Genomic DNA, 26,107 nt, shown 5'->3' on the forward strand with positions numbered 1-26,107 from the left:
CTCAGCCGGTCGCGCCCCGCCCGGCGACCCGGAGGTCTCCGGTACGCCGCAGCTTCTGCCAGCCGAGCCGGCCGCCCGTCAGCGCGGTGCCGACGGCCTGGAGCAGCACCAGGTACATCACCTGCCGGTAGACGAACTGCTGCAACGGCAGCACCCAGAGCACGCCGAGCTTCTCCCGGTCCAGCCGGAAGGCGAGCACCGCGGTGAGGAACTGGAGCGCGAGCATCGCCAGCCAGGCCACCACCGTGTCGCTGCGATCCAGGAAGATCAGCCCGTAGATCGCGAGCAGGTCGATCACCGGGGCGGCCAGCGGCAGCAGCACACCGAACAGCGTCAGGAACGACAGGCACCGGCGGCCGAACCGGCCCGACCGGCCACTGTCGATCACCGAGCGCCGGTGCTTCCACATCGCCTGGAGGGTGCCGTAGCTCCACCGGTACCGCTGCTTCCACAGCTGGCCGACGGTGGTCGGGGCCTCGGTCCAGGCGCGGGCGCTCTCCTCGTACACGATGTGCCAGCCGGCCCGGCCGAGGGCGATGGTGACGTCGGTGTCCTCGGCCAGCGTGTCGTCGGTCATGCCGCCCACCTGCTCCAGCGCCTGGCGCCGGAACGCGCCGATCGCACCCGGGACGGTGGGCATGCAGCGCAGCGTCTCGTAGAGGCGGCGGTCGAGGTTGAAGCCGATGACGTACTCGATGTGCTGCCACTTGGCGATCAGGCCGCGGCGGTTGCCGACCTTGACGTTGCCGGCGACCACGCCGACCCCGGGGTCGGCGAACGGCTGGACCAGCCGGCGCACCGAGTCCGGCTCGAAGATCGTGTCGCCGTCGACCATGACGATCAGGTCGTGCCGGGCCAGCGCGACACCCGTGTTCAGCGCACTCGGCTTGCCGCCGTTGGGCTTGCGCACGACCCGGACGTTCGGCAGGCGCAGCGCCGCCACGATGTCGGCGGTTCCGTCGGTCGAGCCGTCGTCGACCACCACCACCTCGATGCCGCCGGGGTGGTCGCCCAGGGCCAGCGAGCGGACCGCCGCGGCGATGCCCTCCCGCTCGTTGTACGCGGGCACGATCACCGAGACCGGTTCGGTGACCGGCGGCCCCCAGGACCAGTCGCGGCGACGGCGGCGGGCCGCGTGCCGTGGTGCCATGACGAACAGCAGCAGGGTCCGGCCGACGGTGAGCACCCCGACGAGCACGAAGAAGACGCCGAGCATCCCGAACATGCCGTCTGCCACGCGTACCGCGCCGACCAGCACGTGTCCCCGCCACCGCTCGTCGAGCGGGGCCGCCGTCTGCCCGCCGACCGGGCCTGATACGCCTGCTGCCGCGAACGTCTGGTTGAGCCCTTCGCTGACCGTGGTGAAGCGGTAGCCGCGCTCCAGCATCATCGGGATGTACCGGTCCAGCGCGGCCACGGTGCCGGACCGGTCGCCGCCCGCGTCGTGCCAGAGCGCGATCGTGCCCGCCGTCCCGTCCGGCGTGGCGTTGGCGACCATCTCCTCGACCGACGGAAGCTCCCAGTCCCGGCTGTCGACGTCGTTGACCACTGTGAGGTAGCCCAGTTCGCCGGCCTGCCGCAGCATCGGCCAGTCCCGGTCGGTGTAGGCGTCCGCGCGGGACGAGTACGGGAACCGCAGCAGCGACGGCCGGACGCCTGTGGTGCTGGCGACGGCGAGCTGCGTCTGCGCGTACTCCAGTTCCCGCCGCCAGTCCGGCAGCGCGGCGAGGTCGGGATGGGTGAACGTGTGCACGCCCAGCTCGTGTCCCTCGGTCACCAGCCGGCGGGTCACCTCCGGGTTGCGGACGACCTGTGAGCCGATGACGAAGAAGGTGCCCTTCACCCGGTACTTGTCCAGGACGCGCAGCACCTCCGGCGTCCACCGCGGGTCGGGCCCGTCGTCGAAGGTGAGCGCGACGGTACGCGGCGGCAGCCGGTGCGACTGGGTCCGGCCCTCCGCGCCGACGTTGACGATCGGGCCGCCCCCGATGACCGAGCTGGGGACCTCCCGCTGGCTGCCGGGCGTCACCCGGTTGTCGGGCACGAACGCGGCGTTCGTGTACGCCTCGACGACCAGCAGACCGGCCAGGACGACCACGACCATGGTGACCAGGGCCCAGCTCGGCCGGGGCAGCAGACGCCGCCCACGGGACCGGCGCGCGCCGGGGATCTGCCGCGCGCCGGGGATCTGCCGGACGTCCAGCACGACTGTGGACGCGTCGTCCGGCCGCCGCCCGGCCCGGTGCCGGCGGGCGGCGTGCACGCGGCGGGGGTCCAGTGGGGCGGTGGGCTGGTCACCTGTCGACGGGCGGGCGGGTGCCTCGTCACTCATCGGCGGGATCGGCCGGCGCGACGGGGTCGGCGGGCGGGTCGACGACCGGCGGTGGATCGACAGCGGGTGGCGGCGGCACCTCGGCGGTGGGGGCGGTGGGCGGCGCGGTGGTGGCCGCCGGGGTGGTCCGCGGCACGGTCGGGGCGGTCCGGGTCGGCCGTGGGTACCGAGGGCTCGGCGAGGCCGTGGCGGCGGGGGCGACGGAGGTGGCCGGCACCCGCACCGGAGCGGTCCGGACGTCGGCGGGCGCGTCCGGCGTGGGACGGGTCACAGCGGGCGCGGGCGACGCCGGCGGGTTCGGCGAGGGCAGCCGCTGCTCGCTGGTCGGCTCGACGAACGGGATGACGCTGTCCGGGGTGATCGGCCCGCCGGCGAAGCTGACCCCGACCATGACCGTGTAGACCACACCCGCCGCGCCGGCGCAGTAGGCGAGACGGCGCAGCCGCCGGCGTCGCCGCCCGCTCGGGTCGACGAAGACGGGGGGCGATTCCGGTACGACGGGAATCAGTGCGGTCGGGCCATCCACGCGGCAAGTGTAGATGCGAAAAAATCCCGCTTTCTCCCCTGGCTAGCCGGTGTGACCAGGCAGAACGGGCAGCACTGACCTCGATCTTGTAGGTTGGGTGCCGTGGCGCGCAGCGTGTACCTGACCGGCGTTGGTTCGGGCGGGGGAAAATCGACAGTGGCGCTCGGCCTGGCCGAGTTGTTGTCCCGCCAGGTGGAACGGATAGGCGCGTTCCGGCCGCTCGTCGCCGGTGACGGCACCGACCCGATCCTCGCCCTGCTCACCGAGCGCTACCGGATGGAACTGCCGGTCGACGAGCTGTACGGCGCCACGTACGCCGAGGCGAGCGCGCTCGTCGCGGACGGCCGCCGGGAGGAGCTGATCTCCCGGATCGTCACCCGCTACCGGGAGGTCGAGCGGCGCTGCCCGGCGATAGTGGTGGTCGGCAGCGACTTCGCCTACGGCGACGGCACCGGCCCCCGTGAACTGGCCTTCAACGCCCGGCTGGCGACCGAGTTCGGCAGCGTCGTGGTGCCCGTCGTGGACGGGTTCGGGCAGACGCCCGACACGATCGCGGCGGCGCTGCGCGGCGCGTACCACGATCTGGCCGACCTCGGCGCGACGGTGATCGCGGCGCTGGCCAACCGCGTGCCGGAGCCGATGACGCTGCCCGAGCTGCCGGTGCCCGCGTACGCGATCCCCGAGGTGCCGACCGTGTCGGCGCCGACGGTGGCCGAGGTGGCGGCGGCGCTGCACGGCACGGTGCTCACCGGCGACGAGACCGCACTCGACCGCGACGTGCTCGACTACGTGGTGGGGGCGGCGCACGTGCCGACGCTGCTGGACCACCTCACCGACGGGGCGCTGGTGATCACCCCGGGCGACCGGGCGGACCTGCTGGTCGCCGCCGGCGCCGCGCACGTGGCCGGGCAGGTGTCGCTGGCCGGGCTGGTGCTCACGCTCGGCGAGCAGCCCGACCCGCGGGCCATGCGCCTGGTCGAGCGGATGAACACCGGGCTCCCCGTGCTGTCGGTGCCGAGCGACAGCTACGACACGGTGGCCGCGTCCAGCCGGATCGAGGGCCGCCCCAGCACCGCCAACCCGCGCAAGGTCGAGGCCGCGCTCGGCGCGTTCGAACGCTGCGTGGACACCGACGACCTGGCCCGCCGGCTGCGGGTCAGCCGGTCCGCGCGGGTCACCCCGCTGATGTTCGAGAACGACCTGATCGACAGGGCCCGCGCCCGGCGCCGCCGGCTGGTGCTGCCCGAGGGCGCGGACGAGCGGATCCTGCGCGCGACCGAGGTGCTGCTGCGCCGGGGCGTCGCCGAGATCACCCTGCTCGGCCGTCCGGACGAGATCGCCCGGCGGACCCGGGAACTCGGCGTCGACCTCGGTGACGCCCAGGTCGTCGACCCGGTGACCAGCCCGTGGCGGGACGAGTTCGCGCAGGCGTACGCGCAGTTGCGCGCCCACCGCGGCGTCACCGTGGAGCTGGCGCACGACATCGTGGCGCAGCCCAACTACTTCGGCACGATGATGGTGCAGACCGGCCACGCCGACGGCATGGTCTCCGGCGCCACCCACACCACAGCCGCCACCATCCGCCCGGCCTTCGAGATCATCCGGACCGTGCCCGGCGTCTCCGTCGCCTCCAGCGTCTTCTTCATGCTGCTCGCCGACCGGGTGCTGGTCTACGGCGACTGCGCCGTCAACCCCGACCCGGACGCCGACCAGCTCGCCGACATCGCCATCTCGTCGGCCGACACGGCGGCCCGGTTCGGCATCGAGCCGCGGGTGGCGATGCTGTCGTACTCCACCGGCAGCTCCGGCGCCGGCGCCGACGTGGAGAAGGTCGCGGCGGCCACCAAGCTGGTCCGGGAACGCCGGCCGGACCTGCTGGTCGAGGGTCCGATCCAGTACGACGCCGCGATCGACCCGCAGGTGGCGGCCACCAAGCTGCCGGACAGCCCGGTCGCGGGGCGGGCCACGGTGTTCATCTTCCCGGACCTGAACACGGGCAACAACACGTACAAGGCGGTGCAGCGGTCGGCCGGGGCGGTGGCGGTCGGGCCGGTCATGCAGGGCCTGCGGCGGCCGGTGAACGATCTGTCCCGCGGCGCCACAGTGCCGGACATCGTCAACACGGTGGCGATCACCGCCATCCAGGCCGCCGCGGAGGCGTCGGAATGAGCCGCATCCTGGTCCTCAACAGCGGATCCTCGTCGGTCAAGTACCGGCTGTACGACGGCGACGACGTCCTGGACAAGGGCACGGTCGAGCGGATCGGCGAACCCGGCGGCGGGCCGGCCGACCACGAGAGCGCGGTCCGGGAGATCATCGGCCGGCTCGACCTGACCGGGCTGACCGGCGTCGGCCACCGGGTGGTGCACGGCGGGCGGAAGTTCAGCGCGCCGGTACGCATCGACGACGCGGTCGTCGCCGCGATCGAGGATCTGGTGCCGCTCGCGCCGCTGCACAACCCGGCCAACCTCGCCGGCATCCGGGTGGCCCGGGAGGCATTGCCGGACGTCCCGCAGGTGGCCGTCTTCGACACCGCGTTCCACCACACGCTGCCCGAGGCCGCCGCCACGTACGCGATCGACAAGGCCATCGCCGAGCGGTACGGGGTGCGCCGCTACGGCTTCCACGGCACCTCGCACGCGTACGTCTCGCGTCGCGTCGCCGACCTGCTCGACCGCCCGTACGACCAGCTCAACACGATCACGCTGCATCTGGGCAACGGGGCTAGCGCGTGCGCCGTCCAGGGTGGGCGCAGCGTGGCCACCTCGATGGGCATGTCCCCGCTGGAGGGCCTGGTGATGGGCACCCGCAGCGGCGACCTCGACCCGACAGTCATCTTCCACCTGCGCCGCGAGGGCGGCATGGTCGTGGACGACATCGACGACCTGCTCAACCACCGCAGCGGCCTGCTCGGGCTGACCGGCGTCAACGACATGCGCGAGGTGCTGGCCCGCCGCGACGCCGGTGACCCGGACGCGACGCTGGCGTTCGACGTCTACTGCCGGCGGATCACCGGTTACGTCGGCGCGTACTACGCGCTGCTCGGCCGGGTCGACGCGATCGCGTTCACCGCCGGGGTCGGCGAGCACGCCGCGCCGGTACGGGCGGCGTCGCTGGCCGGGCTGGAGCGGCTCGGTGTCGCCGTCGACCCGGCGCGCAACGACGGTCACGGCGACCGGCTCGTCTCCCCCGACGACGCGGAGGTGGCGGTGCTGGTGGTCGGCACCGACGAGGAGCGGGAGATCGCCCGCGAGACCCGTGAGGTGCTCGGCGTCTGACCGCCCGGCCCTCCGCGCGGCCGGGCCGGATCAGCCACGGTCAGCCCGGGTCAGCTTGGGTCAGCCCAGAGCGATCCAGGCGACCAGGGCGACCACCACGACGGCGGCGACGGCCACGCCGGCGATCAGCGGCAGGCGGGACGGCGCCGACGCCGACGCGGCCGGCTCGGGAGAATCGACGAAAGCGCGGAACTGCGCGGTGTTGCCACTCGGGTCGGTGTAGTTCTCAGCCATGCGGCTGACCCTAGCGAAGCCGACCGGACCGGAATGTCCCGCCGGGCCGCCACCTGCGGATCCGGGTGGCGGGATCGGGCAAACCCGGCCACCCGGTGGAGGCGGGAGCCGCCCGGGTGGCGGCACCGACCGGCCCGGACGGCGGGCGCGGGCCGACCGCTCGGCTGCCTACCGTGCAGGTGTGAGGGGGCAGCGGCTGGTCGCCGCGCTGATGACGGCGCTGCTGGCCGGTTGCGGCCCGGCCGTGGCCACGCCCGACCCGGTCCCGGCCGCCGTCGGGCCCGCGCCGGAGCGCCCGTACTCGGTCGGGATGCGACAGTTCACGCTCGACCCGGACGGCAGGCGGCCGCTGCCGGTCACCGTCTGGTACCCGGCGCAACCGTCCCCCGCACCCCCTGACGTCGTCGACCCGCCGGTCGATCCCGCCGCCGGGTCCGACGTGTCCGGCCCGTCCGGGCCGCGCGCTGCGGCGGCCCTGCCGTCTCGCCCATCGGTCTTCGCGGCCCCCTCCGGCTCCGGCCGCGCCACACCGGCGAGCCCCGGCCCGGAGCGCGAACCGCGTGTGCGGCCGGGTGCGCCGTTCGCGGCCGGACGCTTCCCCGTGGTCCTCTACAGCCACGGGCTGCGCAGCCTGCCCGCCCTGCACGCCGCGCTGACCACCCGCTGGGCCGCCGCCGGGTTCGTGGTGGTCGCACCCACCTATCCGCGTACGAACCAGCGCGCCCGCGCCTACACCCGCGACGACGTCCGCAACCAGCCCGCCGACGCCTGGCGACTGATCCGCCATCTGGTCCGGCTGGGCGCCCGCCACGGGGATCCGCTCGGCGCGCACATGGCCGTGGACCGGTTCGCCGCCGCCGGGCACTCGGCCGGCGGGCACACCACGCTCGGCATGTTCGCCTCCGGGCAGCCGTCCCCGCTACGGGCCGGAATCGTGATCGCCGGTGGCCGGATGGTCGCCGGGCTCTCCCGCCCACTCGCACCGATGCTGTTCGTGCACGGGAGCGCCGACCGGATCGTGCCGGAGTCGATCGGCCGGGCCGCGTACGCCCGCTGCCTCGGGCCGGCCGCCTTCCTGAGCCTCACCGGCCAGGGCCACGGCGAGTACCTGACGCCGGGACGGCCCGGCTTCGCCCAGGTGCTCGCCACCACCACCGACTTCCTGCGCTGGACGCTCTACGCCGACCGCGCCGCCCTGCACCGCCTCCCCACCGACGCGACAGCGCCCGGCACCACCCTCACCACCCGCGCCCTCCCCACCTGAAGCGTCCCGCCCCCCACCTCCCGCCTCCCACCTCCCACCCTCCCCCTTGTCCCGTCGATCATGAAGTTGACGGCGTCCGCTGTCCGGTTTGTCGCCGCCAACTTCATGATCGACCGGGTCTGGGCGGGGGGTGAGGGTCTGGGCGGGCAGCGGGGTCCGGGCGGGGTGGGTAGCGTGCGCGGGGTGGACGGGGTGGCGGGCCGGCAGCTGGGGGCGATCCGGGAGGTCGTCGACGTCGCCGGCGCGTGCGGGATCGACGTGTGGCTGCGCGGGGGCTGGGCGATGGACTTCCACCTCGGCGAGGTGACCCGTCCGCATGTCGACGTCGACTGGTACTGCTGGCGGCGCGACGCCGAGACGCTGGCCGACCGGCTCGGCGCGCTCGGCTGGCGCCCCGATCCCCGGATGCCCGCCACGACGCAGCTCGACCTGCTGCGCGACGATGTCGAGCTGAGCTTCGCGTACCTCGACCGGGACGCGGACGGCCGGGTCGTCGTCGGCGCCGGACCGTGGGCGGGCACCGCCCTGCCGGAAGGCATGCTGGCCGGGCCGCCCGGCCGGATCGGCACGCTCGCGGCACCGGTGATCAGCGTCGCGGCGCAGATCGAGTTCAAGGAGATGTTCCCGGTCTGGATGCCGGAACGCCAGCGCCGGGCCAAGGACGCCGCCGACCTGGCTCGTCTCCGGGCGTCAGCGGGCGGTCACCCGCCGCGCTGACCGGGCCTGGTAGCCGCGATCGCGAGGCACAATCGAGTTCATGCGCCGTCGTCCCGCCGCCCTGATCACCGCCGCCGTGCTCGGCGCCGCCCTCACCGGCTGCTCGGAGCAGCCCACCGCCCCGGCCGGGCGGCCCGCCCCCGACGCCCCACCGACCAGTGCCACGCCGGCGCCGCGCGTACCCGCCGGCAAGGCGCCCACGGAGAGCTTCGCGGTCGGCGTACGCCAGGTGAAGCTGAACCGCGACGGCGACCGGCCGTTGCCGGTGACGCTCTGGTACCCGGCGGCGGGCGCGGCCGGTGGCGCGGTCGAACGTTCCGCCCCGGCGGCGGACGGGCGGTTCCCTGTGGTGCTGTTCAGCCACGGGCTCAGCGCCCGGCCGGAGGACTACCAGGCGCTGCTGACCCGCTGGGCGGCGGCCGGGTTCGTGGTCGCCGCGCCGCGTTTCCCGCACACCTCCCGGGGCACCGACGGCAACCCGCTGGACGTGCTCAACCAGCCGGCCGACGTGTCGTACGTGCTGACGCGCGTGCTCGCGCTGGGCGAGAAGGCGGGCGATCCGCTGCGCGGCCGGCTGGACCCGGAGCGGGTGGCCGCGACCGGGCACAGCGCCGGTGGCGTGACCACGATCGGGCTGTTCACCGCGGGCCGGGACGAGCGGCTGGACGCGGGCATCGTCTTCGCCGGCACCGCGCTCGGTGTGGGCACCGCGTTCGCCGGTGCCGCCGCGCCGCAGCTGTTCGTGCACGGCGAGGCCGACGAGGTGGTGTCGTACGCCGCCGGCAAGGCCGTGTACGACGTGGTGCCGTGGCCGAAGGCGATGCTCAGCCTGCCGAAGGGTGACCACGGCCGGGCGCTGCTCGGCGACGGCAAGGCGCTGGGCGTGGTCGCCGACACCACTGTCGAGTTCCTCCGCTGGACGCTCTACGGCGACCCGGCGGCGAAGAAGCGCCTCCCGGCCGACGCCGCCCGGGGCGGCCTGGCCACCCTCGACGACCGCCTGTAAGGAAGGGCCCCTTCTTAACGTCTCCGGTAGAGAAGGGCCCCTTCTTAACAAGCCGCGCCGGCCGCGCGGCGCGTCAGGCGGTGTGGTCGACGACCACCTTGCCGAAGACCTCACCGGAGTGCAGCCGGGCGAACGCCTCGGAGATCTCGCTGAACGGCACCACCCGGTCGACCACCGGGCGCACCTCGTGCTCGGCGCAGAACGCGAGCAGCTCGGTCAGCTCGTCCGGGGTGCCCATCGAGGTGCCGAGGATCTCCAGCTGCATGGCGAAGACCCGGCGCAGGTTGATCTTCGGCTCGTGCCCGGAGGTGGCGCCGGAGACCACGATCCGGGCCGTCGGGGCGGCCGACTTCAGCGAGTGGTCGAAGGTGGCCGCGCCGACCGTCTCGATCACCACGTCGACCCGTTCCGGCAGCCGCGCGCCGGGTTCCAGCGCGGTCGCGCCCAGCTCGGCGATCCGCTCCCGCTTGGCGGCGTCGCGGCTGGTCGCGTACACCCGCTTGCCGAGCGCGACGCCGAGCGCGACGGCCGCGGTGGCCACGCCACCGCCGGCGCCCTGGACCAGCACCGACTCGCCGTCGGCGACCCGGCCCTTGGTGGTCAGCATCCGCCAGGCGGTGAGCCAGGCCGTGGGCAGGCACGCCGCGTCGGTCGCCGTCAGGCCGTCGGGCAGCGGCAGCAGGTTCATCCGGGGTACGGCGACACGCTCGGCGAACGTGCCCTGGTAGTGCTCGGAGAGGATGGAGACCCCGCGCGGGTCACCGGGGGTGGGCACCACCGGGTAGATGACCACCTCGTTGCCGTCCGGGTCAGTGCCGACCGCGTCGCAGCCCAGGATCATCGGGAGCTGGCCGGCGGTCAGGCCCACGCCGCGCAGCGACCAGAGGTCGTGGTGGTTGAGCGAGCTGGCCCGGACCTGCACGGTGACCCAGTCGTCCTGCGGGTGGGTCGGCTCGGGACGGTCGCCGACGGCGAGCGCGGCGAGCGGGTTGTCGGCGTCGAAGGCCGAGGCATAGGCAGCACGCATGATCGGCACGGTAACAAGCTGAGCAGCAGTTAAGAAGGGGCCCTTCCTCTACCGGAGGCGTTAGGAAGGGCCCCTTGCTTACATCTCAGCGGCGGGCGACCCCGTCGCGGCGGGCGGCCTCCGCGACCGCCTCGGCCACCGCCGGGGCGACGCGCGGGTCCAGCGGCGACGGCACGATCGCGTCGGCGGTCAGCGACTCGGCCACCACGCCCGCGATGGCGTCGGCGGCGGCCACCTTCATCGAGTCGGTGATCCGGGTGGCCCCGGCGTCCAGCGCGCCCCGGAACACACCCGGGAACGCGAGCACGTTGTTGATCTGGTTCGGGTAGTCGCTGCGCCCGGTGGCGACCACCGCCACGTGCCGGGCGGCCACCTCGGGGTGCACCTCAGGGGTGGGGTTGGCCAGCGCGAACACGATGCCGCCGGGGGCCATGCCGGCCACCGCCGCCTCCGGGATCTGGCCGCCGGAGACGCCGACGAGCACGTCCGCGTCGCGCAGCGCCTCGGTGATGTCGCCCTGGCGGCCCTCGGCGTTGGTGAGCTCGGCCAGTTCGGCCTTGGTGCCGGTCAGCTCGCGGTGCCGGCCGATGATGCCGCGCGAGTCGCACACCACCACCCGGTCCGGGTCGACGCCGCCGGCGATCAGCATCTTGGTGACCGCCACCCCGGCCGCGCCCGCGCCGCTGACCGCCACCCGCAGGTCACCGAGCTTGCGGTTGAGCAGCGCCGCGGCGTTGCGCAGCGCGGCGAGCACCACGATCGCAGTGCCGTGCTGGTCGTCGTGGAAGACCGGGATGTCCAGCGCCTCGTCGAGCCGGCGCTCCACCTCGAAGCAGCGCGGGGCGCTGATGTCCTCCAGGTTGATCCCGCCGAACGAGGGCGCGAGCGCCTTGACCGTCGCGACGATCTCGTCCACGTCCTGGGTGTCCAGGCAGACCGGCACCGCGTCCACGCCGGCGAACTGCTTGAACAGCACCGCCTTGCCCTCCATCACGGGCAGCGCGGCGCGCGGGCCGATGTTGCCGAGACCGAGTACGGCGGAACCGTCGGTGACCACGGCGACGGTGTGCGACACCCAGGTGTAGGTGTCGACGAGCGCGGGGTCGGCGGCGATCGCCTCGCACACCCGGGCCACACCCGGGGTGTACGCGAGGGAGAGGTCCTCGCGGCTGGTCAGCGGCACTGTGGAGGCGACTGCCATCTTGCCGCCGACGTGCAGGCGGAAGACGGGATCGGCGGGGTCCGGGGTGGACGAAGACATGGTGACTCCAGGATCTGTCGAGCAGACGGACCGGCCGGCGTGGTCAGCGGTGGTCAGCGACCGGCGGCGCGGCGGTGCGGGGGTCACCCGGGCACTTTTCGAGCATAGTCACGCTTCGGCACCCAGTATGTGAGCGGGGTCATATCCGCTCCGGTCGTTACCGTCCCCTGACCCGTCCCGGACGCGGCCACCAGCGGGCCACCACCCGGCCCCGGACGTCGGCCACGCCGTACGCGCGGGAGTCGTCGGCGACCAACTCGTTGTCGCCGCGCAACCACCATCCGCCGTCGCGGGGTTCCACCGCCCGCTTGACGACGAGCAGGTCGGGGCGGCTGCGGAACACCGCGACGACGACGTCGCCGGGGCGTACCGGCCGGCCTGTCGTGCGGACCAGCACCCCGTCGCCGTGACGTAGCGTCGGGGCCATGGACGGGCCGGTCACCAGCACCGGCACCAGCGGGCCGCGCAGGGCCGGAGGTTCACCGGTGGGCGCCATGTCACCTCCCAGCCCCGGAGGGCGTCTCCAGGAGTAATGTCGTCTTGGATCATCGCAAACAACCCATGGAGGACCCTGATGCGCCTTCCCCGCATCCTCACGCCCCGGGTGACGGCCAGCGCTCACTGCGACCTGCCCTGCGGCGTATACGACCCGGCCCAGGCCCGGATCGAGGCCGAGTCGGTCAAAATGATCTGCGAGAAGTACCAGGCCAACACCGACCCGGAGTTCCGCACCCGCGCCATCCTGATCAAGGAGCAGCGGGCGGAACTGGTCAAGCACCACCTGTGGGTGCTCTGGACCGACTACTTCAAGGCGCCGCACTTCGAGAAGTACCCGCACCTGCACCAGCTGTTCAACGAGGCCACCAAGCTGGCCGGCGCGGCCGGCGCCAAGGGCGGCACCGACCCGGCCAAGGCCGACGAGCTGCTGGCGAAGATCGACGAGATCTCGAAGATCTTCTGGGAGACCAAGCAGGCGTGACGTCGCCCGACGGCACTCCGACGATCCGGCCGGTACGTCCCGAGGACGTACCGGCCGTCGTCGCCATGGTGCACGAACTCGCCGAGTACGAGCGCGCGCCCGAGCAGTGCCACCTCACCACGGCACAGCTCGACGCGGCGCTGTTCGGCCCGTCCCCGGCGCTGTACGGCCACGTCGCCGTCGACGCCTCGGACCAGCCGGTCGGCTTCGCGCTCTGGTTCCTCAACTTCTCCACCTGGGCCGGCGTGCACGGCATCTACCTGGAGGACCTCTACGTCCGCCCGGACGCCCGGGGCACCGGCGCGGGCCGGATGCTGCTCGCCACGCTGGCCGCGATCTGCGTGGAGCGCGGCTACCAGCGCCTGGAGTGGTGGATGATCCACTGGAACCCCGCGGCCCGCTTCTACGCCGCGATCGGGGCCACGCCGATGGACGAGTGGACGCCGTACCGCCTGGCCGGGCCGGCGTTGCACGAGCTAGCGACGCACGCGACGGCCGCGCCCACGCGCCCCGCCCGCTGACCGGGTAGAGTCCCGCACCGGGGGGAGGAGCCGTGACTCAACTGACCGGGCACCCGACGACCGATGACGACGTCGTCCACCTCACCGTGCCCGCCGACGGTGGTTACCTCGGCGTGCTCCGCACCGCCACGGCCGGCCTCGCAGCCCGGCTCCAGTTCGCCCTCGACGAGATCGAGGATCTGCGCATCGCCGTCGACGAGGCGTGCGCCATGCTGCTCGCCATCGCCACCCGCGACGCCGAGCTGGAGTGCCGGTTCGCGGTCACCGACGACGCGCTCACCGTCGAGGTGACGGTGCCGACGGTCCGGGGCGCCACGCTGCCGTCCGAGTCGTCGTTCGCCTGGAAGGTGCTGACCGCGCTGACCACCGGGGCGAACGCCCACGCATCAGGCGGCCGGGCCACCATCTCGCTGCTGACCCGCCGCGCCGGCGGCTTCTGACCGACGCGCGGCCACGGCCCGGCGGCGGCCACGGCCCGGCGGCGTCCAGACCCGGCTGCGCCCCAGGCCCGGCTGCGGTCCAGAACGGGCCGCGTCAAGACCGGGCGGCGCTCAGCCAGCCGGCTCGCCGAATCCCAGCGCGCGGTTCGTCGGACCGCTCACCAACAGCCCGACCATGCCGATCCCGAGCGCCATCAGCGGCACCCCGAGCCAGCCCATGCCGCCCTCGATCATGAACCAGCCGACCGGCAGCAGCATGAGCTGAAGCACGATGGCCGGCGCGCGGGCCCCGGCACGGCGGCGGGACAGCGCGCCGCCGAGCGCCCAGAGCGCCACCGCGCCGCCGACGGCGAAGACGGTCACCAGCAGTGCCGAGGTCAGATCCGTCGTGTCGGCGGTGAGGTCGGACCAGATGAGCCACACCGCGATCAGCCCCAGCGCCACCGCCTGGGCTCGTAGCAGGAGCACCGCGGCGCGCAGCGTGCCGGGGAGCGGGTCGGAGTCGATCGTCACGGGCGCCACGATACCGGTGGGTAGTCGCGGTACAGTGCCGCCCATGCGGGCCGTCCTGGTGGTCAATCCGAAGGCCACCACCACCAGCGAGCGCAGCCGGGACGTGCTGGTCCGGGCGTTGCGCAGTGAAGTCGACCTGTCGGTGCGGTACACCCGCCGACGGGGCCACGCCATGGACCTGGCCCGGGAGGCCGCCCAGGAGGGCGTCGACCTGGTCGTCACGCTCGGCGGCGACGGCACCGTCAACGAGGTGGTGAACGGCCTGATGGCGGCGGAGCCGCCGACGTTCCGCACCGGACACACCTCGGCCGAGCGGCTGCCCGCGCTGGCCACCGTGCCGGGCGGTTCGACGAACGTGTTCGCCCGCGCGCTCGGGCTGCCCCGGGAGTGGCCGGACGGCACCAGCATGATCCTGGAAGGGCTGCGGCTGGGCCGGTCCCGCACGATCGGGCTGGGCCGGGCCGACGACCGCTACTTCACGTTCTGCGCGGGCTTCGGGCTGGACGCGGCGGTGATCCGCCGGGTCGAACAGGCCCGCAAGAAGGGGCGCGTCTCCACCCCGGCGCTCTACTTCCGCTCCACCGCGAGTCAGTACTTCGTCGGCTCGGACCGCCGCCACCCGTCGATCACGCTGGAGCGCCCGGGTGAGGCGCCCGCGACGGAACTGGCCACCGCGATCATCCAGAACACCGCGCCGTGGACGTACCTGGGCGACCGGGAGATCAACCCGAACCCGGAGGCGTCGTTCGACCTCGGGCTCGACGTGCTCGCGCTGCGGCGGCTGCGGGTGGCCAGCACGGCCCGGACGGCGGTGCAGTTCTTCTCCCGGCAGCCGGATCCGCACGGGAAGCAGGTGCTGCGACTGCACGACGTGGCGGAGTTCACCCTGGTCTCGGACCGGCCGCTGCCGTTCCAGCTGGACGGGGACTACCTCGGCGAACGGGAGAAAGTCCGATTCACATCCGTTCCGGCCGCACTGAGAGTAATCTGCTAGGTCTCGGGTACCCCAGTCGGTTGACGCGGACCCCCCGCCGCGCGGGTGCGGTGGCCGCCACGCCGAGGAAGGGTGCCGGAAATGTCAGCAACGTCACGCAGACCGTACTACATTGATTATCGACTGTGGCACGCCGGGTAACCAGAGCCCTGGTAAACCCGGACAAATGGGTGGTGAGCCCGCTCACTGTTCGGAGTTTTTCCGAGCGTCACCCTTGACATCGCTGTAGTTCGTGAAAGTATTCACAAGCGAACTCGTGTTGCCGGGACATTGCCTGGATATGCTCGTTCGGTTGAGCTGTTCCAGCAGGTCCGGGCACCCCACAGCCTGCTCACGCTGCGCCGAATTGATGGATGCTGACCGTCACCATTCGGCAATGCGGACGCAAATAGAAATAGCAACGAAGCGTTATCTGGCCACCCACTAAGAATGAGGAGTGTTGCCGCCATGGACTGGCGCCACGATTCGGTCTGCCGCGACGAGGACCCGGAGCTGTTCTTCCCGATCGGGACGTCCGGCCCCGCCCTCCTGCAGGTGGAGCAGGCGAAGGCCGTCTGCCGGCGCTGCCCCGTGACCGACCAGTGCCTGCAGTGGGCGCTGGAGTCCGGTCAGGACGCCGGCGTCTGGGGTGGGATGAGCGAGGAGGAGCGTCGCGCGGTGAAGCGCCGCGGCGGCCTCCGGGTGCTGCGCGCTCACTCCGCCTGACCCGTACACGCTGATCGCCCCGGCCGGATTCCGGCCGGGGCGTTCTGCTGTCCCGGACCGGGTCAGCCCGTCACCGCCTCCACCCGCCGCCGGACCAGGTCCGCCAGCTCCGGCAGGTCGGTCAGGGGATCCGCCACCGCCACCGCGCCGGCCGACCGGGCCGACGCGCGTACCCCGTCGTGGAACCGGCCCGGGGCCAGGAAGTAGGCGGCCACCGCGACCCGGCGGGCGCCCGCCGCGCGCAGTCGCGTCACCGCGCCGCCGACCTCCGGGGGCGCCGCCGAGGCGTACGAGACGCGGCAGGGCACGCCCAGCCCGGTGCCGAACGCCGCGGCGACCCGTCCCACCGAGGCGCGCGCCGCCGGATCCCGGGTACCCGCCGCCGCCAGCACCACCGCGTCCAGCCCGCCCGGCCCGTCGCCGGTCGCCTCCGCCAGGCGGCGGCGCAGCCCGTCCAGCAGCCCGCCGTCCACCCCGCCGCCGGTCGGCCCCAGCACGTCGGTCACCCGTACCTCGATGTCCGCGTCGGCCGCCGCGACCGCCGCCGGGATGTCCACCTTCCGGTGGTACGCGGCGGTCAGCAGCAGCGGCACCAGGACCGCCCGGGAGTGACCGGCGGCGGCCAGCCCGCGCAGCACCTCGGCCGGCCCGGGATCGGTGTGGTCGAGCCAGCTCGGCAGCACCGGACGACCCGGGCAGGTGTCCGCCACGGCCCGGGCCAGCGCCCGGGTCGCCTCCGCCGCACGTGGGTCACGGCTGCCGTGGGCCACCAGCACCACCGGTGGCCCGGCGCTCAGGTGTGCAGGCCGCACTCGGTCTTCTCGAACATCGCCCAGCGGCCGGACCGGGGGTCCTCCCCCGCCTTCGTCCGCCGGGTGCACGGCCAGCAGCCGATCGAGCCGTAGCCGCGGGCGAACAACTCGTTCACCGGGATGTCGTACCGGGCCACGTAGGCGTCCACCTCCCGCTGCGTCCACGCCGCGATCGGGTTCACCTTGACCTTGCCGCGCCGCGCGTCGAAGCCGACCACCGGCGTGTTCGCCCGGGTCGGCGACTCGTCCCGGCGCAGCCCGGCGGCCCAGGCGTCGTACCCGGACAGTGCCCGCTCCAACGGCTCCACCTTGCGCAGCTGGCAGCAGTCGTCCGGGGACCTGTTGAACAGGCGCGGACCGTACTGGCCGTCCTGCTGGCCCACCGTCATCCGGGGCCGGATCGACCGCACCCGCACCGGCATCCGCCGGGCCACCTCGTCGCGGACCTTCAACGTCTCCGGGAAGTGCAGCCCGGTGTCCAGGAACACCACGTCGACGCCGGGCGCGACCCGGGAGACCAGGTGCGCCAGTACGCCGTCGGCCATCGAACTGGTCACGCAGAACCGCTCGCCGAACGTCTCCACCGCCCACCGCGCGATCTCCAGCGCGGGCGCGTCCGCCAGTTCCCGGCCGGCCTCCTCGGCCAGCGCGCGCAGCTCCTCCGGGTCGCGGCGGGCCGGCTCGGCCGCGCCGATCAGCCCGAGGCCGGCGGCGGAGACCAGGCCGGTCACCGGTTCACCGCCCGGCTCAGCAGGCCGGTGAACTTCACCGTGAAGACCCGCGCGCAGGCGTGGCACTCCCAGGCGCCGTGCCCGGCCTCGTGCGGCCGCAGGTCCTCCTCCCCGCAGTACGGGCAGTAGAGAGGCGCAGACCGAGCGTCGCTCATCGCAACTCCTCCTCGTCGGCTCTGATCACCCAGTTGGCGAACGTCTCACCCTCGGTCCGGCCGGCCAGGTAGCGGCGGGCGAGCCGTTCCACGTACTCCGGAAGCTCCTCGGCGGTGGTCTTCAGACCGCGCAGCTTGCGGCCGAAGCCGGCGGTCTGCCCCTGCGCCATGCCGAGGCCGCCGCCGAGGTGCACCTGGAAGCCCTCGACCTGCCGGCCGTCCGGGCCGACCACGAGCTGGCCCTTGAGCCCGATGTCGGCGACCTGGGTGCGGGCGCAGGCGTTCGGGCAGCCGTTGAGGTGGATGGAGATGTCCGCGTCGAAGTCGCGCAGCCGCTCCTCCAGGCGCGCGACCAGTTCCTCGCCGCGCCGCTTGGTCTCGACGATGGCGAGCTTGCAGAACTCGATGCCGGTGCAGGCCATCGTGCCGCGCCGCCAGGCCGACGGCCGGGCCTCCAGGCCGATCCCGCGCAGCGCCGCGACCAGCTCCTCGGTCCGCTCCGGCGCCACGTCCAGCACGAGCAGCTTCTGGTACGGGGTGAGCCGCACCCGGTCGCTGCCGTGCGCCTCGACCACGTCGGCGAGCTGCGCCAGCTGCGTGCCGGACACCCGGCCCACCACCGGGGCCGCGCCCACGTAGTTCGCGCCGTCACTCTGCTGGTGCACGCCGATGTGGTCGACCGGCTTCGCCGGCAGGTCGGCGGCCGGACCGTCGAGCAGCGTGCGGCCCAGGTACTCCTTCTCCAGCACCTCCCGGAAGCGCTCCACGCCCCAGTCGGCGACCAGGAACTTCAGCCGGGCCCGGTTGCGCAGCCGACGGTAGCCGTAGTCGCGGAAGATGCCGACCACACCGGCCCACACGTCCGGTACCTCGTTCAGCGGCACCCAGACGCCGAGCCGCTTGGCGAGCATCGGGTTGGTGGAGAGCCCGCCGCCGACCCACACGTCGAACCCGGGCCCGTGCTCCGGGTGCTCCACGCCGAGGAACGCGATGTCGTTCGCCTCGTACGGCGTGTCGACCAGCCAGGAGATCGAGGTCTTGAACTTGCGGGGCAGGTTGGAGTACGCCTTGTCGCCGACGTACCGGCGGACGATCTCGTCGATCGCCGGCGTCGGGTCGAGCACCTCGTCCCGGGCCACCCCGGCGACCGGGCTGCCCAGCACGATCCGGGGGCAGTCGCCGCACGCCTCGGTGGTCTGCAGGCCGACCGCCTCCAGCCGGCGCCAGATCTCCGGCATGTCCTCGACCCGGATCCAGTGGTACTGGATGTTCTGCCGGTCGGTGATGTCGGCGGTGTCCCGGGCGAACTCGCGGGAGATGTCCGCGATCACGCGGAGCTGGGCCAGGTTGAGCTGGCCGCCGTCCACCCGGACCCGGAGCATGAAGAACTCGTCCTCCAGCTCGTGCGGCTCCAGCACCGCGGTACGCCCGCCGTCGATGCCGGCCTTGCGCTGGGTGTAGAGGCCCCACCAGCGGAACCGGCCGCGCAGGTCCTGCGGGTCGATCGAGGCGAAACCGTTGTGGGCGTAGATGTTCTCGATCCGGTCCCGCACGTTCAGCGGGTCGTCGTCCTTCTTGATCCGCTCGTTGGGGTTGAGCGGCTCACGGTGTCCGAGCGCCCACTGCCCCTCGCCGCGTGGCCGGCGGGGCGCACGGGCGGCAGGCGCCGGGGTGTCGGGACGGGTCGGGGTGCTGCTGACCGCCATCGCGGCGTCCTCCATGGTCTGCTGCGGTGCCTGGAGCGCGGACGCGGCGGCCGGCCCTGGAGAGGGCCGTGGACGGCGATGTCGATGACGGCCGGCGCGAGTACGCGCCCGAGACGGAAAGGTCGGGCGTCGTCAGTGGGCCGGACAGATCGCGCTGCGCACGCGGCCGTAATCGACGTGGCGACGAGCCACGAAGCGGCGGACGACAGCGGCGGTCATGTGCCTCATGCTGCCACACCACGCCCCGCACGACCACAGCTCCGCACTGTGATCCCACATCACGGGCCCACCACCCCCACATCGACCCCCATCCCCCTCCCCGCCCTCTCCCCCTCCCCGCCCTCTCCCCACCCCCTCCCCGGTGATCAAGGAGTTAACGTCCCCCAACCCACCACCCCAGGCCGCAATCTCCTTGGTCAACAAGCTCAACCCCACCCACCCGCTCCATTGATCATGAAGTTGGCGGGGACAAAAGGGACGGTGCGTGCCGTCAACTTCATGATCGACCGGGTCCGGGCGTGGGGCCGGGGCGAGGGCCGGGTCGGGGGGCCGGGTGGGTGGGAATCGGTGGAGCGGACGGGCGGGAAGGGCTGGGCGTGTGAGGCTGCGGGGGTGAGGAGGTTCGCGCCCGCGTCCGTCCGCAGCCGGCCGGGTCCGGTGGTGTGGGTGATACCCGGACTGCTCACGCTCGCTGTGACACTGACCGGCATCGGGCACGCCCAGCCGTGGCGGGACGAGCTGGCGACCTGGAGCGCCGCCATTCGCCCGGTACCGGACCTGGTCCGGATGACCCGCACGATCGACGCCGCTACCGGGCCGTACTACCTGCTCATGCACGGCTGGACCGCCCTGGCCGGCGCGTCGCCGACCGCGCTGCGGCTACCCTCCGCGCTCGCGATGGCAGTGGCTGCCGCGCTCACCGCCCGCCTCGGCGCGATGCTCGTCGGCAGTCGCGCCGGGCTGCTGGCCGGACTGCTGTTCGCGGTGCTGCCGGTCACCTCGCGGTACGGCCAGGAGGCCCGCCCGTACGCCCTCGCCACGCTGTTCGCCGTGCTGGCCACGCTGTTGCTGGTCGAGGCGCTGCGCCGGCCGACCTGGCGACGCTGGGCCGGGTACGCCCTCGCCGTCGCCGCGCTCGCCCTGCTCCACCTGATCGCGCTCACCCTGCTCGCCGCCCACGCCGTGGTGGTGCTGCTGACCGCCGCACGTGGCCCCGCGGCGGTCGTCGATCCGCCCGGCCGGTCCCGAGCCGAGATGCCCGACGCGAGCCGGCCATGCCGCAGACACCCGTGGCGTTCCACCCAGCCACGAGATCGAGCGCCGGTGGAACGCCACGGGTGTCACGGCGCCCCGCAGACACCCGCGGCGCTCCACCCAGCCACGAGATCGAGCGCCGGTGGAACCCCACAGGTGTCACCGCATCCCGGGAGCAGGGAGCACGGCACGGACGCGCCGGAAGCGGAACGGCAGGACGTGACCGGCGAGGCTCGGGAGGGGTCGGCGCCCGGCCGACGGGTGCTGGCCGGGTGGCTGCTGGCGCTGGTGCCGGTCGTCGTGCTCGTCACCCCACTGGCGCTGGCGGCGCGGGGGCAGCGTGGACGGCAACTCGACTGGGTGGACCCGGCGCGCCTGCCCGACCTGGCGGCGTTGCCGGGCGCGCTGGCGCAGAGCGGTGTCGTCGGCGGGTTCGTGCTCGCGCTCGCGGCGCTCGGCGCGGCCCGGCTGGGTCGCCGGGCGCTGCTGCCGGTCGCCGCCGTGCTGCTGCCGGTGGTGCTGGTCTTCGCCGCCGGAACGATTGTGCCGCTGTGGGTGACCCGCTACCTCGTCTTCACCGTGCCGTTCGCCTGTGTACTTGCCGGCGCCGCGCTGGCTGCCGCGCGGGTCACTCCCGCGCCGGCCCGAACGCCGGGAACAGCGACGCCCGCCGAACCCGAGCGCACGGCGACACCCGCCGCAGCCGGCCGCACTGCCGCGCCCGCGGAAGCAGAGCAGGGACCGACGTCGCCGCGCGGACGGACCGCGGCGGGAATCGCGGTGGTGGTCCTGGCCGGGCTGCTCGGGCTGCCCGACCAGGTGGCCCTGCGCCGTACCCACGAGTGGCCGCGCAGCGCACCGGTCGACTACGCGGGCGCGGCCGGGATCATCCGCGCCGAGCAGCGGCCGGGCGACGCGATCGTCTACTCGCCCCGGGACGGGTGGCTGTTCCCGGATCTCGGCATGGCGTACCACATGGGGCGGAGGCTGCCGCGCGACGTGCTCGTGGTCCGCGACCAGCGGCAGGACGCGAGCCTCTGGGCCGTGGAGTGCGACGACCCGGCGCGGTGCCTGGCCGGGGTGCACCGGGTGTGGCTGGTGGTCACCGGCCGCCGCGCCGACCCGCCGGCGGCGGTGCCTGGCGCGAAGGGCGACGCGCTGCGCGCGGGCTACACGGTGCGGCAGGTGTGGCCGCGGCCGGGGATCACGGTGGCCCTGCTCGTCCGGTGAGGCGGTCGGTGGTGCCGCGGGCCAGCGGTACGACGATGGCCGCCTCGGTGCCGCCGTCGGCGCCGTTGCGCAGGTCGATGGTGCCGCGCAGCTCGCCGGTGACGAGCGCCCGGACGATCTGGAGGCCCAGGTTGCCGCCGCGTTCGGCGTCGAACTGCTCGGGCAGCCCTCGGCCGTTGTCGGTGACAGTGACGTGCAGTTGCTTGCGGGCCCGGTGCGCGGAGACCACCACTTCGGGCCGGGGCGCGGAGACCACGGCCTCGGGCCGGGCCGCGTCCGCGGGCGACGGGGCACCGGCCTCCTCGTCGGCCGGCGGGAAGCCGTGTTCGACGGCGTTGAGCAGCAGCTCGTTGAGCACCATCACCAGCGAGGTGGCGATCTCGGCGGGCAGTACGCCGAAGGTGCCGCGGCGGCGCATGCCGACGCTCACCTCGGTGGCGGCGACCTCGGTGGCGGCGCTGGCGACCCGGTCCACGATGCCGTCGAACTCGACCGCCTCGTCGCTGGACATGGAGAGCGTCTCGTGGACGAGAGCGATCGAGGCGACCCGGCGTACCGACTCTTCGAGCGCCACCCGCGCCTCGGGCATGGCAACCCTCCGGGCCTGGAGGCGCAGCAGCGCGGCGACGGTCTGGAGGTTGTTCTTCACCCGGTGGTGGATCTCCCGGATGGTGGCGTCCTTGGTGATCAGGGCGCGGTCGCGGCGGCGTACCTCGGTGATGTCGCGGACCAGCACCAGCGCGCCGATCGGCACTCCGGCGGGCATCAGCGGCAGCGCCCGGGTGAGCATGGTGGCGCCCCGCGCGTCGATCTCCCGGCGGGGTGGCGCCTCGCCGCGCAGCGCGGCGAGCACGGCGTTGCCCGCGTCGGTGCCTTCGAGGGGGTCGCCGGCGAGCCGGCGATGCAGCTTGGCCAGGTCCTCCCCGACGAGGTGGGAGGCGTAGCCGAGGCGGCGGTACGCGGACTGCGCGTTCGGGCTGGCGTAGGTGACCTTGCCGTTGGCGTCGAGCCGCACCAGGCCGTCGCCGACCCGAGGTGCCGAGGTGGTCTCGCCGGGGTGCCGGGGCGGCGGGAACGTGCCGTCGGCGATCATCTGAGCGAGGTCGTCGGCGGTGGTCAGGTAGTTCAGTTCGAGCTGGCTCGGGGTGCGCGCGGTGGACAGGTTGGTGTCCCGGCCCACCACGGCGATCACCTCGCCGGCTTCACCGTCGCCGGTGCGCAGCCGGACCGGGATCGCCTCGTGGCGGGCCGGGACGTCGCCGTACCAGACCGGGTCGCCCTCGCGCCAGATCCGTCCCTGCCGGTGGGCCACCTCCAGGTGGGCCACCTCGGCCCCGCCGACGATGCGCCCGACCTGGTCGTCCAGGTAGGCGGTCGGCGCGGTGGTGGGACGGACCTGGGCCACGCAGAGGAACGTGCCGTCACCGTCCACCGGCACCCAGAGCAGCAGGTCGGCGAAGGACAGGTCGGACAGCAGCTGCCAGTCGCCGGCGATCCGGTGCAGGTGGTCGATGTCGGCCGGGCGGAGCGCGGTGTGCTCCTCGGCGAGGTCACGGAGGGTGGACACGCCACACAGCGTGCCACGCCGGACCTCACATCGTCGCCGTGACCTTCTTCAAGCCGCGCGGCGCGTCCGGGTCCTCGCCCCGGGCCAGGGCCAGGGACAGCGCGAGCCGTTGCAGCGGCAGGATGTCGAGCAGCGGCGCGTACCGCTCGTCGACCTCGGGAACCGCCATCCGGGTCTCGCCGACCTCGGCGGAGCCGACCACGACCACGTCGGCGCGGCGTTCGCCGAGGCGGGGCAGCACCTCGCGCATCGACGTGCCGCCGGGGCCGGAGCCGACCACGGCGAGCACCGGGACGTCCGGGTCGGTCATGGCGAGCGGGCCGTGCAGCAGGTCGGCGCCGGAGAAGGCGAGCGCCGGGAGGTACGACGTCTCCATCAGCTTCAGCGCCGCCTCCCGGGCGGTCGGGTACGCGTACCCCCGGCCGGTGGTGACGAGCTGGGCGGCGAACCGGTAGCGCGGGGCGAGCCGGGCCGGGGTGTCGTCGGCGAGCGTCTGCGCGGCCAGCTCGGGCAGGCGGCTCAGGGCGGCGTGCTCCTCGGCGGGCAGCACGCCGTCGCCGGCGCGTACGCCCTCGATCAGCATGAGCAGCGCGAGCAGCTCGGCGGTGTAGGTCTTGGTGGCCGCGACCGCGCGCTCGTGGCCGGCGGCGATGTCGACGCTCAGCTCGGCGGTCTCCACCAACGGCGAGCCGGGGTTGTTGGTGACCGCGAGGGTGAGCGCGCCGGACGCGCGGGCGACCCGCAGCACCTCGGCCAGGTCGGGCGAGCCGCCGCTCTGGCTGACGCCGACGACGAGCGCGTCGGAGAGGTCGGGCCGGGCGCCGAAGACGGTGATCGCGCTCGGGGAGGCCAGCCCGGCGGGCAGTCCGAGGCGGATCTCGGTCAGGTAGGCCGCGTAGAGCGCGGCGTGGTCGGAGGTGCCCCGGGCGGTGAAGACGACGTGCCGGGGGCGGCGTTCGGCGACGACGGCCGCCACCTCGGCGATGGCCGCCGCGTGCTCGGTGGAGAGCAGACGCTCGTAACCGGCCGGCTGCTCGTCGATGTCGGCGGCCATACCGGCCCCTGCTTGCGTCACTCCGGAACCTCCTTCTGCGCGTTTCCCGCGCGTTCGATGCTCAGTCTTGCACGTTTCAGTAGCCTCAATCAACGCAACGAGCAGGAGTGCGCAGTGGATCACTAACTGACGGAAGATCCCCTAGGCTTGCCCGGCTGACCGACCCGACCGGCGAGAGGACGACGTGCCCGAGGACGACGCCGCGCTGTCGGCGGAGGAGGAACTCGCGCTGGCCCGGCTGGCGCTGGGCGAGGGCGACCTGCGGCACGCCGCCGACCACGTGGCCGCCGCGCTGGTCCGCTCCCCCACGCTGCCCGAGGCGCACGAGACGCTCGCCCGGCTGAACGCGGCCAGCGGCGGCGACCTGGACCTCTTCCCGCTCGGTCAGCAGGCGTTCGTCGGCGCCGTGGTGGCCCGCGCGCATCTGCTCGCCGCCGCCGGCCGCCCCGCCGAAGGGCTCGACCTGCTCGCCGCCGCCACCGGCTACGCGCCGGCCGCGCCCTGGGCCGCCGTACCCTGGGTGACCGCCACCGACCTGCCGGAACGCCTCGATCCCGAGCGCACCGCCCGGATCCTCATGCAGGTCTGCGCGGCGGCGCCGGACCCCGCGCCGCGCCGGCTGCGCGAGCCGCTCGCGCCGTACCTCACGCTGGCCCGCAACGCGATCACCGTCCATCCGGCCCATCCGCTGCTGCTGGGCGCGGCGTCCGCGCTGGCCCGGCGCCTCGGCGAGGTCACCCTCGCCGTCACCTGGGCCACCCGGGGGGTACGCGCACAGCCCACCAAACTCGGCGAGGTGTGGCTCGGGTACGCGTACCGCGGCGCCGGCCGGACCGCCGAGGCGCTCGCCGCACTCGAACGCGCTGTCGCGCTCGACCCCGACGACCTCGCTGTCTACGCGGACATCGCCGGCACGCTGGCCGACAACGGCCGGCTCGACGCGGCGCTGGGCTGGATCGACCGGGCGCTGGCGAAGGACCCCACGTTCGACTGCGCGGTGCACACCGCGCACCGGCTGCGCTACCTGCGCGACGGCGACGTGGACCACCTGGTGGCGCTCGCCGACTTCGTCCGCGACCACCCGGACGACACGCACGAGCACGGTGACCTCGCCGAGTGCTGCCGGGGCCGCCCCTGGCTCGGGCAGGTGACCCCGGCCGGCGACGACACCCCGGCCCTCGACGGTCCCGCCCCCTCGGCGGCAGCGGTACGGCGGCTCCAGCAGCTCGCGCACCCGGCGTGGGCGCACCCGCCGGCCGCGTACGACGCCGCGGTCGGGCTCGCCACACTGGACCTCGCCGACCTGCTCGCCCTGCTGGCACACCCGCCGGAGGCACCGGCGACAGCGCTGGGCCGGGTGCTCGGCGGGCAGGATCCGGCACTGTGGACGCGCTGCGCGCAGGTCTGGGCCTGCCTCGGCCTGCTGCACCACCGCACCGACGAGCCGTGGGAGCTGTCGACCCGGCGTCGGGTGCTGGGGGAACTGGCCGCCGGTGATCTCGGCCCGGCCGCCGAGGCGGCGCTGTTCGCCCTGGTCACCGCCGCCTGGGTGCACCCGGACACCCGCGCCGACGTAGCAGCGCTGGTGTCCGGGCGGATCGCCGAGGTGGCGGCCGGGCCGATGCGGCGCACCCCGGTGGCGGTGTCGCTGGCGTACCTGGCTCGGGCCACCCCGGCCCTCGACCCGGCCGCACGTGCCACCGCCGACTCGCTCATCGCCGGCGCCGCCGGCGGTCCGCTGCGCCGTCTCTGGCGACGATTCACAGCCCTGTTCCGCCGGAACTGACCGCCGCCACTTCGC

25 protein-coding genes are annotated in these 26,107 nt (G+C 73.9%); 12 read left to right on the plus strand and 13 right to left on the minus strand.

Annotation, left to right across the window (positions count from 1 at the left end; genetic code table 11):
• Position 1 precedes the first annotated feature (1 nt).
• A complete protein-coding gene (locus tag FB455_RS09645; RefSeq protein WP_013288342.1) occupies positions 2–2,332 on the minus strand; it encodes a bifunctional polysaccharide deacetylase/glycosyltransferase family 2 protein in 2,331 nt (776 codons plus the stop codon).
• Positions 2,325–2,858: a hypothetical protein gene (locus FB455_RS34230; protein ID WP_176921721.1), complete on the minus strand. Its 534-nt coding sequence runs from the start codon at positions 2,856–2,858 to the stop codon at positions 2,325–2,327. The genes FB455_RS09645 and FB455_RS34230 overlap by 8 nt, the downstream gene beginning before the upstream one ends.
• Positions 2,859–2,951: 93 nt before the next feature.
• Between FB455_RS34230 and pta the strand changes: the two genes are divergently transcribed.
• Positions 2,952–5,027 carry a phosphate acetyltransferase gene (gene pta, locus FB455_RS09655; protein ID WP_085985949.1) on the plus strand — a complete coding sequence of 692 codons (2,076 nt, stop codon included), beginning with the start codon at positions 2,952–2,954 and terminating at the stop codon, positions 5,025–5,027.
• Entirely contained in the window at positions 5,024–6,136 is a 1,113-nt protein-coding gene (locus FB455_RS09660; RefSeq protein ID WP_013288345.1) for an acetate/propionate family kinase, read from the plus strand. The genes pta and FB455_RS09660 overlap by 4 nt, the downstream gene beginning before the upstream one ends.
• Before the next feature lie 60 nt (positions 6,137–6,196).
• Here FB455_RS09660 and FB455_RS34235 read toward each other — a convergent pair whose 3' ends face one another.
• Positions 6,197–6,370, minus strand: a complete 174-nt coding sequence (locus FB455_RS34235; protein WP_013288346.1) for a hypothetical protein — start codon at positions 6,368–6,370, stop codon at positions 6,197–6,199.
• 181 nt (positions 6,371–6,551) lie between these two features.
• Here FB455_RS34235 and FB455_RS09665 point away from each other — a divergent pair, with 181 nt between their 5' ends.
• The 3 genes from FB455_RS09665 to FB455_RS09675 all read left to right on the plus strand — a co-directional run bounded on the left by FB455_RS09665 (position 6,552) and on the right by FB455_RS09675 (position 9,357).
• Complete coding sequence (locus FB455_RS09665; RefSeq protein ID WP_145753010.1) at positions 6,552–7,634, plus strand: alpha/beta hydrolase family protein; 1,083 nt, start codon at positions 6,552–6,554, stop codon at positions 7,632–7,634.
• 174 nt (positions 7,635–7,808) lie between these two features.
• Positions 7,809–8,351, plus strand: coding sequence for a nucleotidyltransferase domain-containing protein (locus tag FB455_RS09670; protein WP_013475281.1), 543 nt, complete (start codon positions 7,809–7,811; stop codon positions 8,349–8,351).
• 40 nt (positions 8,352–8,391) lie between these two features.
• On the plus strand, positions 8,392–9,357 hold the full coding sequence (locus FB455_RS09675; RefSeq protein WP_013475280.1) for an alpha/beta hydrolase family protein: 966 nt from the start codon (positions 8,392–8,394) through the stop codon (positions 9,355–9,357).
• A gap of 73 nt (positions 9,358–9,430) precedes the next feature.
• Here FB455_RS09675 and FB455_RS09680 read toward each other — a convergent pair whose 3' ends face one another.
• The 3 genes from FB455_RS09680 to FB455_RS09690 form a co-directional block, all read right to left on the minus strand.
• Complete coding sequence (locus tag FB455_RS09680) at positions 9,431–10,393, minus strand: zinc-binding dehydrogenase (protein ID WP_030271865.1); 963 nt, start codon at positions 10,391–10,393, stop codon at positions 9,431–9,433.
• A 76-nt stretch (positions 10,394–10,469) separates the two neighbouring features.
• Positions 10,470–11,645 carry an NAD(P)-dependent malic enzyme gene (locus tag FB455_RS09685; protein WP_013288351.1) on the minus strand — a complete coding sequence of 392 codons (1,176 nt, stop codon included), beginning with the start codon at positions 11,643–11,645 and terminating at the stop codon, positions 10,470–10,472.
• Between the two features lie 157 nt (positions 11,646–11,802).
• Positions 11,803–12,141, minus strand: a complete 339-nt coding sequence (locus tag FB455_RS09690) for a S26 family signal peptidase (RefSeq protein WP_145753012.1) — start codon at positions 12,139–12,141, stop codon at positions 11,803–11,805.
• Between the two features lie 78 nt (positions 12,142–12,219).
• Here FB455_RS09690 and sodN point away from each other — a divergent pair, with 78 nt between their 5' ends.
• The 3 genes from sodN to FB455_RS09705 are packed head-to-tail and all read left to right on the plus strand — an operon-like array spanning position 12,220 to position 13,585.
• Positions 12,220–12,624, plus strand: a complete 405-nt coding sequence (sodN, locus tag FB455_RS09695) for a superoxide dismutase, Ni (protein WP_013288353.1) — start codon at positions 12,220–12,222, stop codon at positions 12,622–12,624.
• Positions 12,621–13,145 (plus strand): GNAT family N-acetyltransferase, encoded by a 525-nt coding sequence (locus tag FB455_RS09700; protein WP_013288354.1) that lies wholly within the window; start codon positions 12,621–12,623, stop codon positions 13,143–13,145. Before sodN ends, FB455_RS09700 begins: the two co-directional genes overlap by 4 nt.
• A gap of 32 nt (positions 13,146–13,177) precedes the next feature.
• Positions 13,178–13,585, plus strand: coding sequence for an ATP-binding protein (locus tag FB455_RS09705; protein WP_013288355.1), 408 nt, complete (start codon positions 13,178–13,180; stop codon positions 13,583–13,585).
• 111 nt (positions 13,586–13,696) lie between these two features.
• On the opposite strand, the gene FB455_RS09710 is transcribed toward FB455_RS09705, so the two are convergent.
• Entirely contained in the window at positions 13,697–14,098 is a 402-nt protein-coding gene (locus FB455_RS09710; protein ID WP_041784529.1) for a hypothetical protein, read from the minus strand.
• 43 nt (positions 14,099–14,141) lie between these two features.
• Here FB455_RS09710 and FB455_RS09715 point away from each other — a divergent pair, with 43 nt between their 5' ends.
• Positions 14,142–15,092, plus strand: a complete 951-nt coding sequence (locus tag FB455_RS09715) for a diacylglycerol/lipid kinase family protein (RefSeq protein WP_145753014.1) — start codon at positions 14,142–14,144, stop codon at positions 15,090–15,092.
• A gap of 447 nt (positions 15,093–15,539) precedes the next feature.
• Entirely contained in the window at positions 15,540–15,797 is a 258-nt protein-coding gene (locus tag FB455_RS09720; RefSeq protein WP_013288358.1) for a WhiB family transcriptional regulator, read from the plus strand.
• A gap of 62 nt (positions 15,798–15,859) precedes the next feature.
• Here FB455_RS09720 and FB455_RS09725 read toward each other — a convergent pair whose 3' ends face one another.
• Genes FB455_RS09725 through FB455_RS09740 form a run of 4 tightly spaced genes read right to left on the minus strand, consistent with a single transcriptional unit; the run spans position 15,860 to position 19,201 of the window.
• Positions 15,860–16,609 (minus strand): CbiX/SirB N-terminal domain-containing protein, encoded by a 750-nt coding sequence (locus tag FB455_RS09725; protein ID WP_186466387.1) that lies wholly within the window; start codon positions 16,607–16,609, stop codon positions 15,860–15,862.
• Complete coding sequence (locus FB455_RS09730; RefSeq protein WP_120573287.1) at positions 16,591–17,340, minus strand: phosphoadenylyl-sulfate reductase; 750 nt, start codon at positions 17,338–17,340, stop codon at positions 16,591–16,593. Before FB455_RS09730 ends, FB455_RS09725 begins: the two co-directional genes overlap by 19 nt.
• Positions 17,337–17,495 carry an IS1 family transposase gene (locus tag FB455_RS09735; protein ID WP_120573286.1) on the minus strand — a complete coding sequence of 53 codons (159 nt, stop codon included), beginning with the start codon at positions 17,493–17,495 and terminating at the stop codon, positions 17,337–17,339. The genes FB455_RS09730 and FB455_RS09735 overlap by 4 nt, the downstream gene beginning before the upstream one ends.
• On the minus strand, positions 17,492–19,201 hold the full coding sequence (locus FB455_RS09740; RefSeq protein WP_145753016.1) for a nitrite/sulfite reductase: 1,710 nt from the start codon (positions 19,199–19,201) through the stop codon (positions 17,492–17,494). Before FB455_RS09740 ends, FB455_RS09735 begins: the two co-directional genes overlap by 4 nt.
• A 612-nt stretch (positions 19,202–19,813) precedes the next feature.
• Here FB455_RS09740 and FB455_RS09745 point away from each other — a divergent pair.
• Positions 19,814–21,685, plus strand: coding sequence for a glycosyltransferase family 39 protein (locus FB455_RS09745; RefSeq protein ID WP_486481518.1), 1,872 nt, complete (start codon positions 19,814–19,816; stop codon positions 21,683–21,685).
• Here FB455_RS09745 and FB455_RS09750 read toward each other — a convergent pair.
• Both FB455_RS09750 and FB455_RS09755 read right to left on the minus strand, forming a co-directional pair.
• A complete protein-coding gene (locus FB455_RS09750; protein WP_145753018.1) occupies positions 21,660–23,252 on the minus strand; it encodes a PAS domain-containing sensor histidine kinase in 1,593 nt (530 codons plus the stop codon). The genes FB455_RS09745 and FB455_RS09750 overlap by 26 nt on opposite strands.
• Positions 23,253–23,277: 25 nt before the next feature.
• The gene (locus FB455_RS09755; RefSeq protein ID WP_030275110.1) at positions 23,278–24,306 is read right to left on the minus strand and encodes an SIS domain-containing protein; all 1,029 of its coding nucleotides are present in this window, start codon (positions 24,304–24,306) and stop codon (positions 23,278–23,280) included.
• 184 nt (positions 24,307–24,490) lie between these two features.
• On the opposite strand from FB455_RS09755, the gene FB455_RS09760 reads away from it, so the two are divergent.
• Positions 24,491–26,092: a tetratricopeptide repeat protein gene (locus FB455_RS09760; RefSeq protein WP_145753019.1), complete on the plus strand. Its 1,602-nt coding sequence runs from the start codon at positions 24,491–24,493 to the stop codon at positions 26,090–26,092.
• Positions 26,093–26,107: the final 15 nt, after the last annotated feature.

The organism is Micromonospora sp. CNZ296 (assembly GCF_007827635.1).

Coding starts and splice junctions, on each gene's coding strand:
- FB455_RS09645 (WP_013288342.1), bottom strand. CDS start 2,332: ATGAGTGACGAGGCACCCGCCCGCCCGTCGACAGGTGACCAGCCCACC.
- FB455_RS09660 (WP_013288345.1), top strand. CDS start 5,024: ATGAGCCGCATCCTGGTCCTCAACAGCGGATCCTCGTCGGTCAAGTAC.
- FB455_RS34235 (WP_013288346.1), bottom strand. CDS start 6,370: ATGGCTGAGAACTACACCGACCCGAGTGGCAACACCGCGCAGTTCCGC.
- FB455_RS09675 (WP_013475280.1), top strand. CDS start 8,392: ATGCGCCGTCGTCCCGCCGCCCTGATCACCGCCGCCGTGCTCGGCGCC.
- FB455_RS09685 (WP_013288351.1), bottom strand. CDS start 11,645: ATGTCTTCGTCCACCCCGGACCCCGCCGATCCCGTCTTCCGCCTGCAC.
- FB455_RS09690 (WP_145753012.1), bottom strand. CDS start 12,141: ATGGCGCCCACCGGTGAACCTCCGGCCCTGCGCGGCCCGCTGGTGCCG.
- sodN (WP_013288353.1), top strand. CDS start 12,220: ATGCGCCTTCCCCGCATCCTCACGCCCCGGGTGACGGCCAGCGCTCAC.
- FB455_RS09715 (WP_145753014.1), top strand. CDS start 14,142: ATGCGGGCCGTCCTGGTGGTCAATCCGAAGGCCACCACCACCAGCGAG.
- FB455_RS09720 (WP_013288358.1), top strand. CDS start 15,540: ATGGACTGGCGCCACGATTCGGTCTGCCGCGACGAGGACCCGGAGCTG.
- FB455_RS09735 (WP_120573286.1), bottom strand. CDS start 17,495: ATGAGCGACGCTCGGTCTGCGCCTCTCTACTGCCCGTACTGCGGGGAG.
- FB455_RS09740 (WP_145753016.1), bottom strand. CDS start 19,201: ATGGCGGTCAGCAGCACCCCGACCCGTCCCGACACCCCGGCGCCTGCC.
- FB455_RS09755 (WP_030275110.1), bottom strand. CDS start 24,306: ATGGCCGCCGACATCGACGAGCAGCCGGCCGGTTACGAGCGTCTGCTC.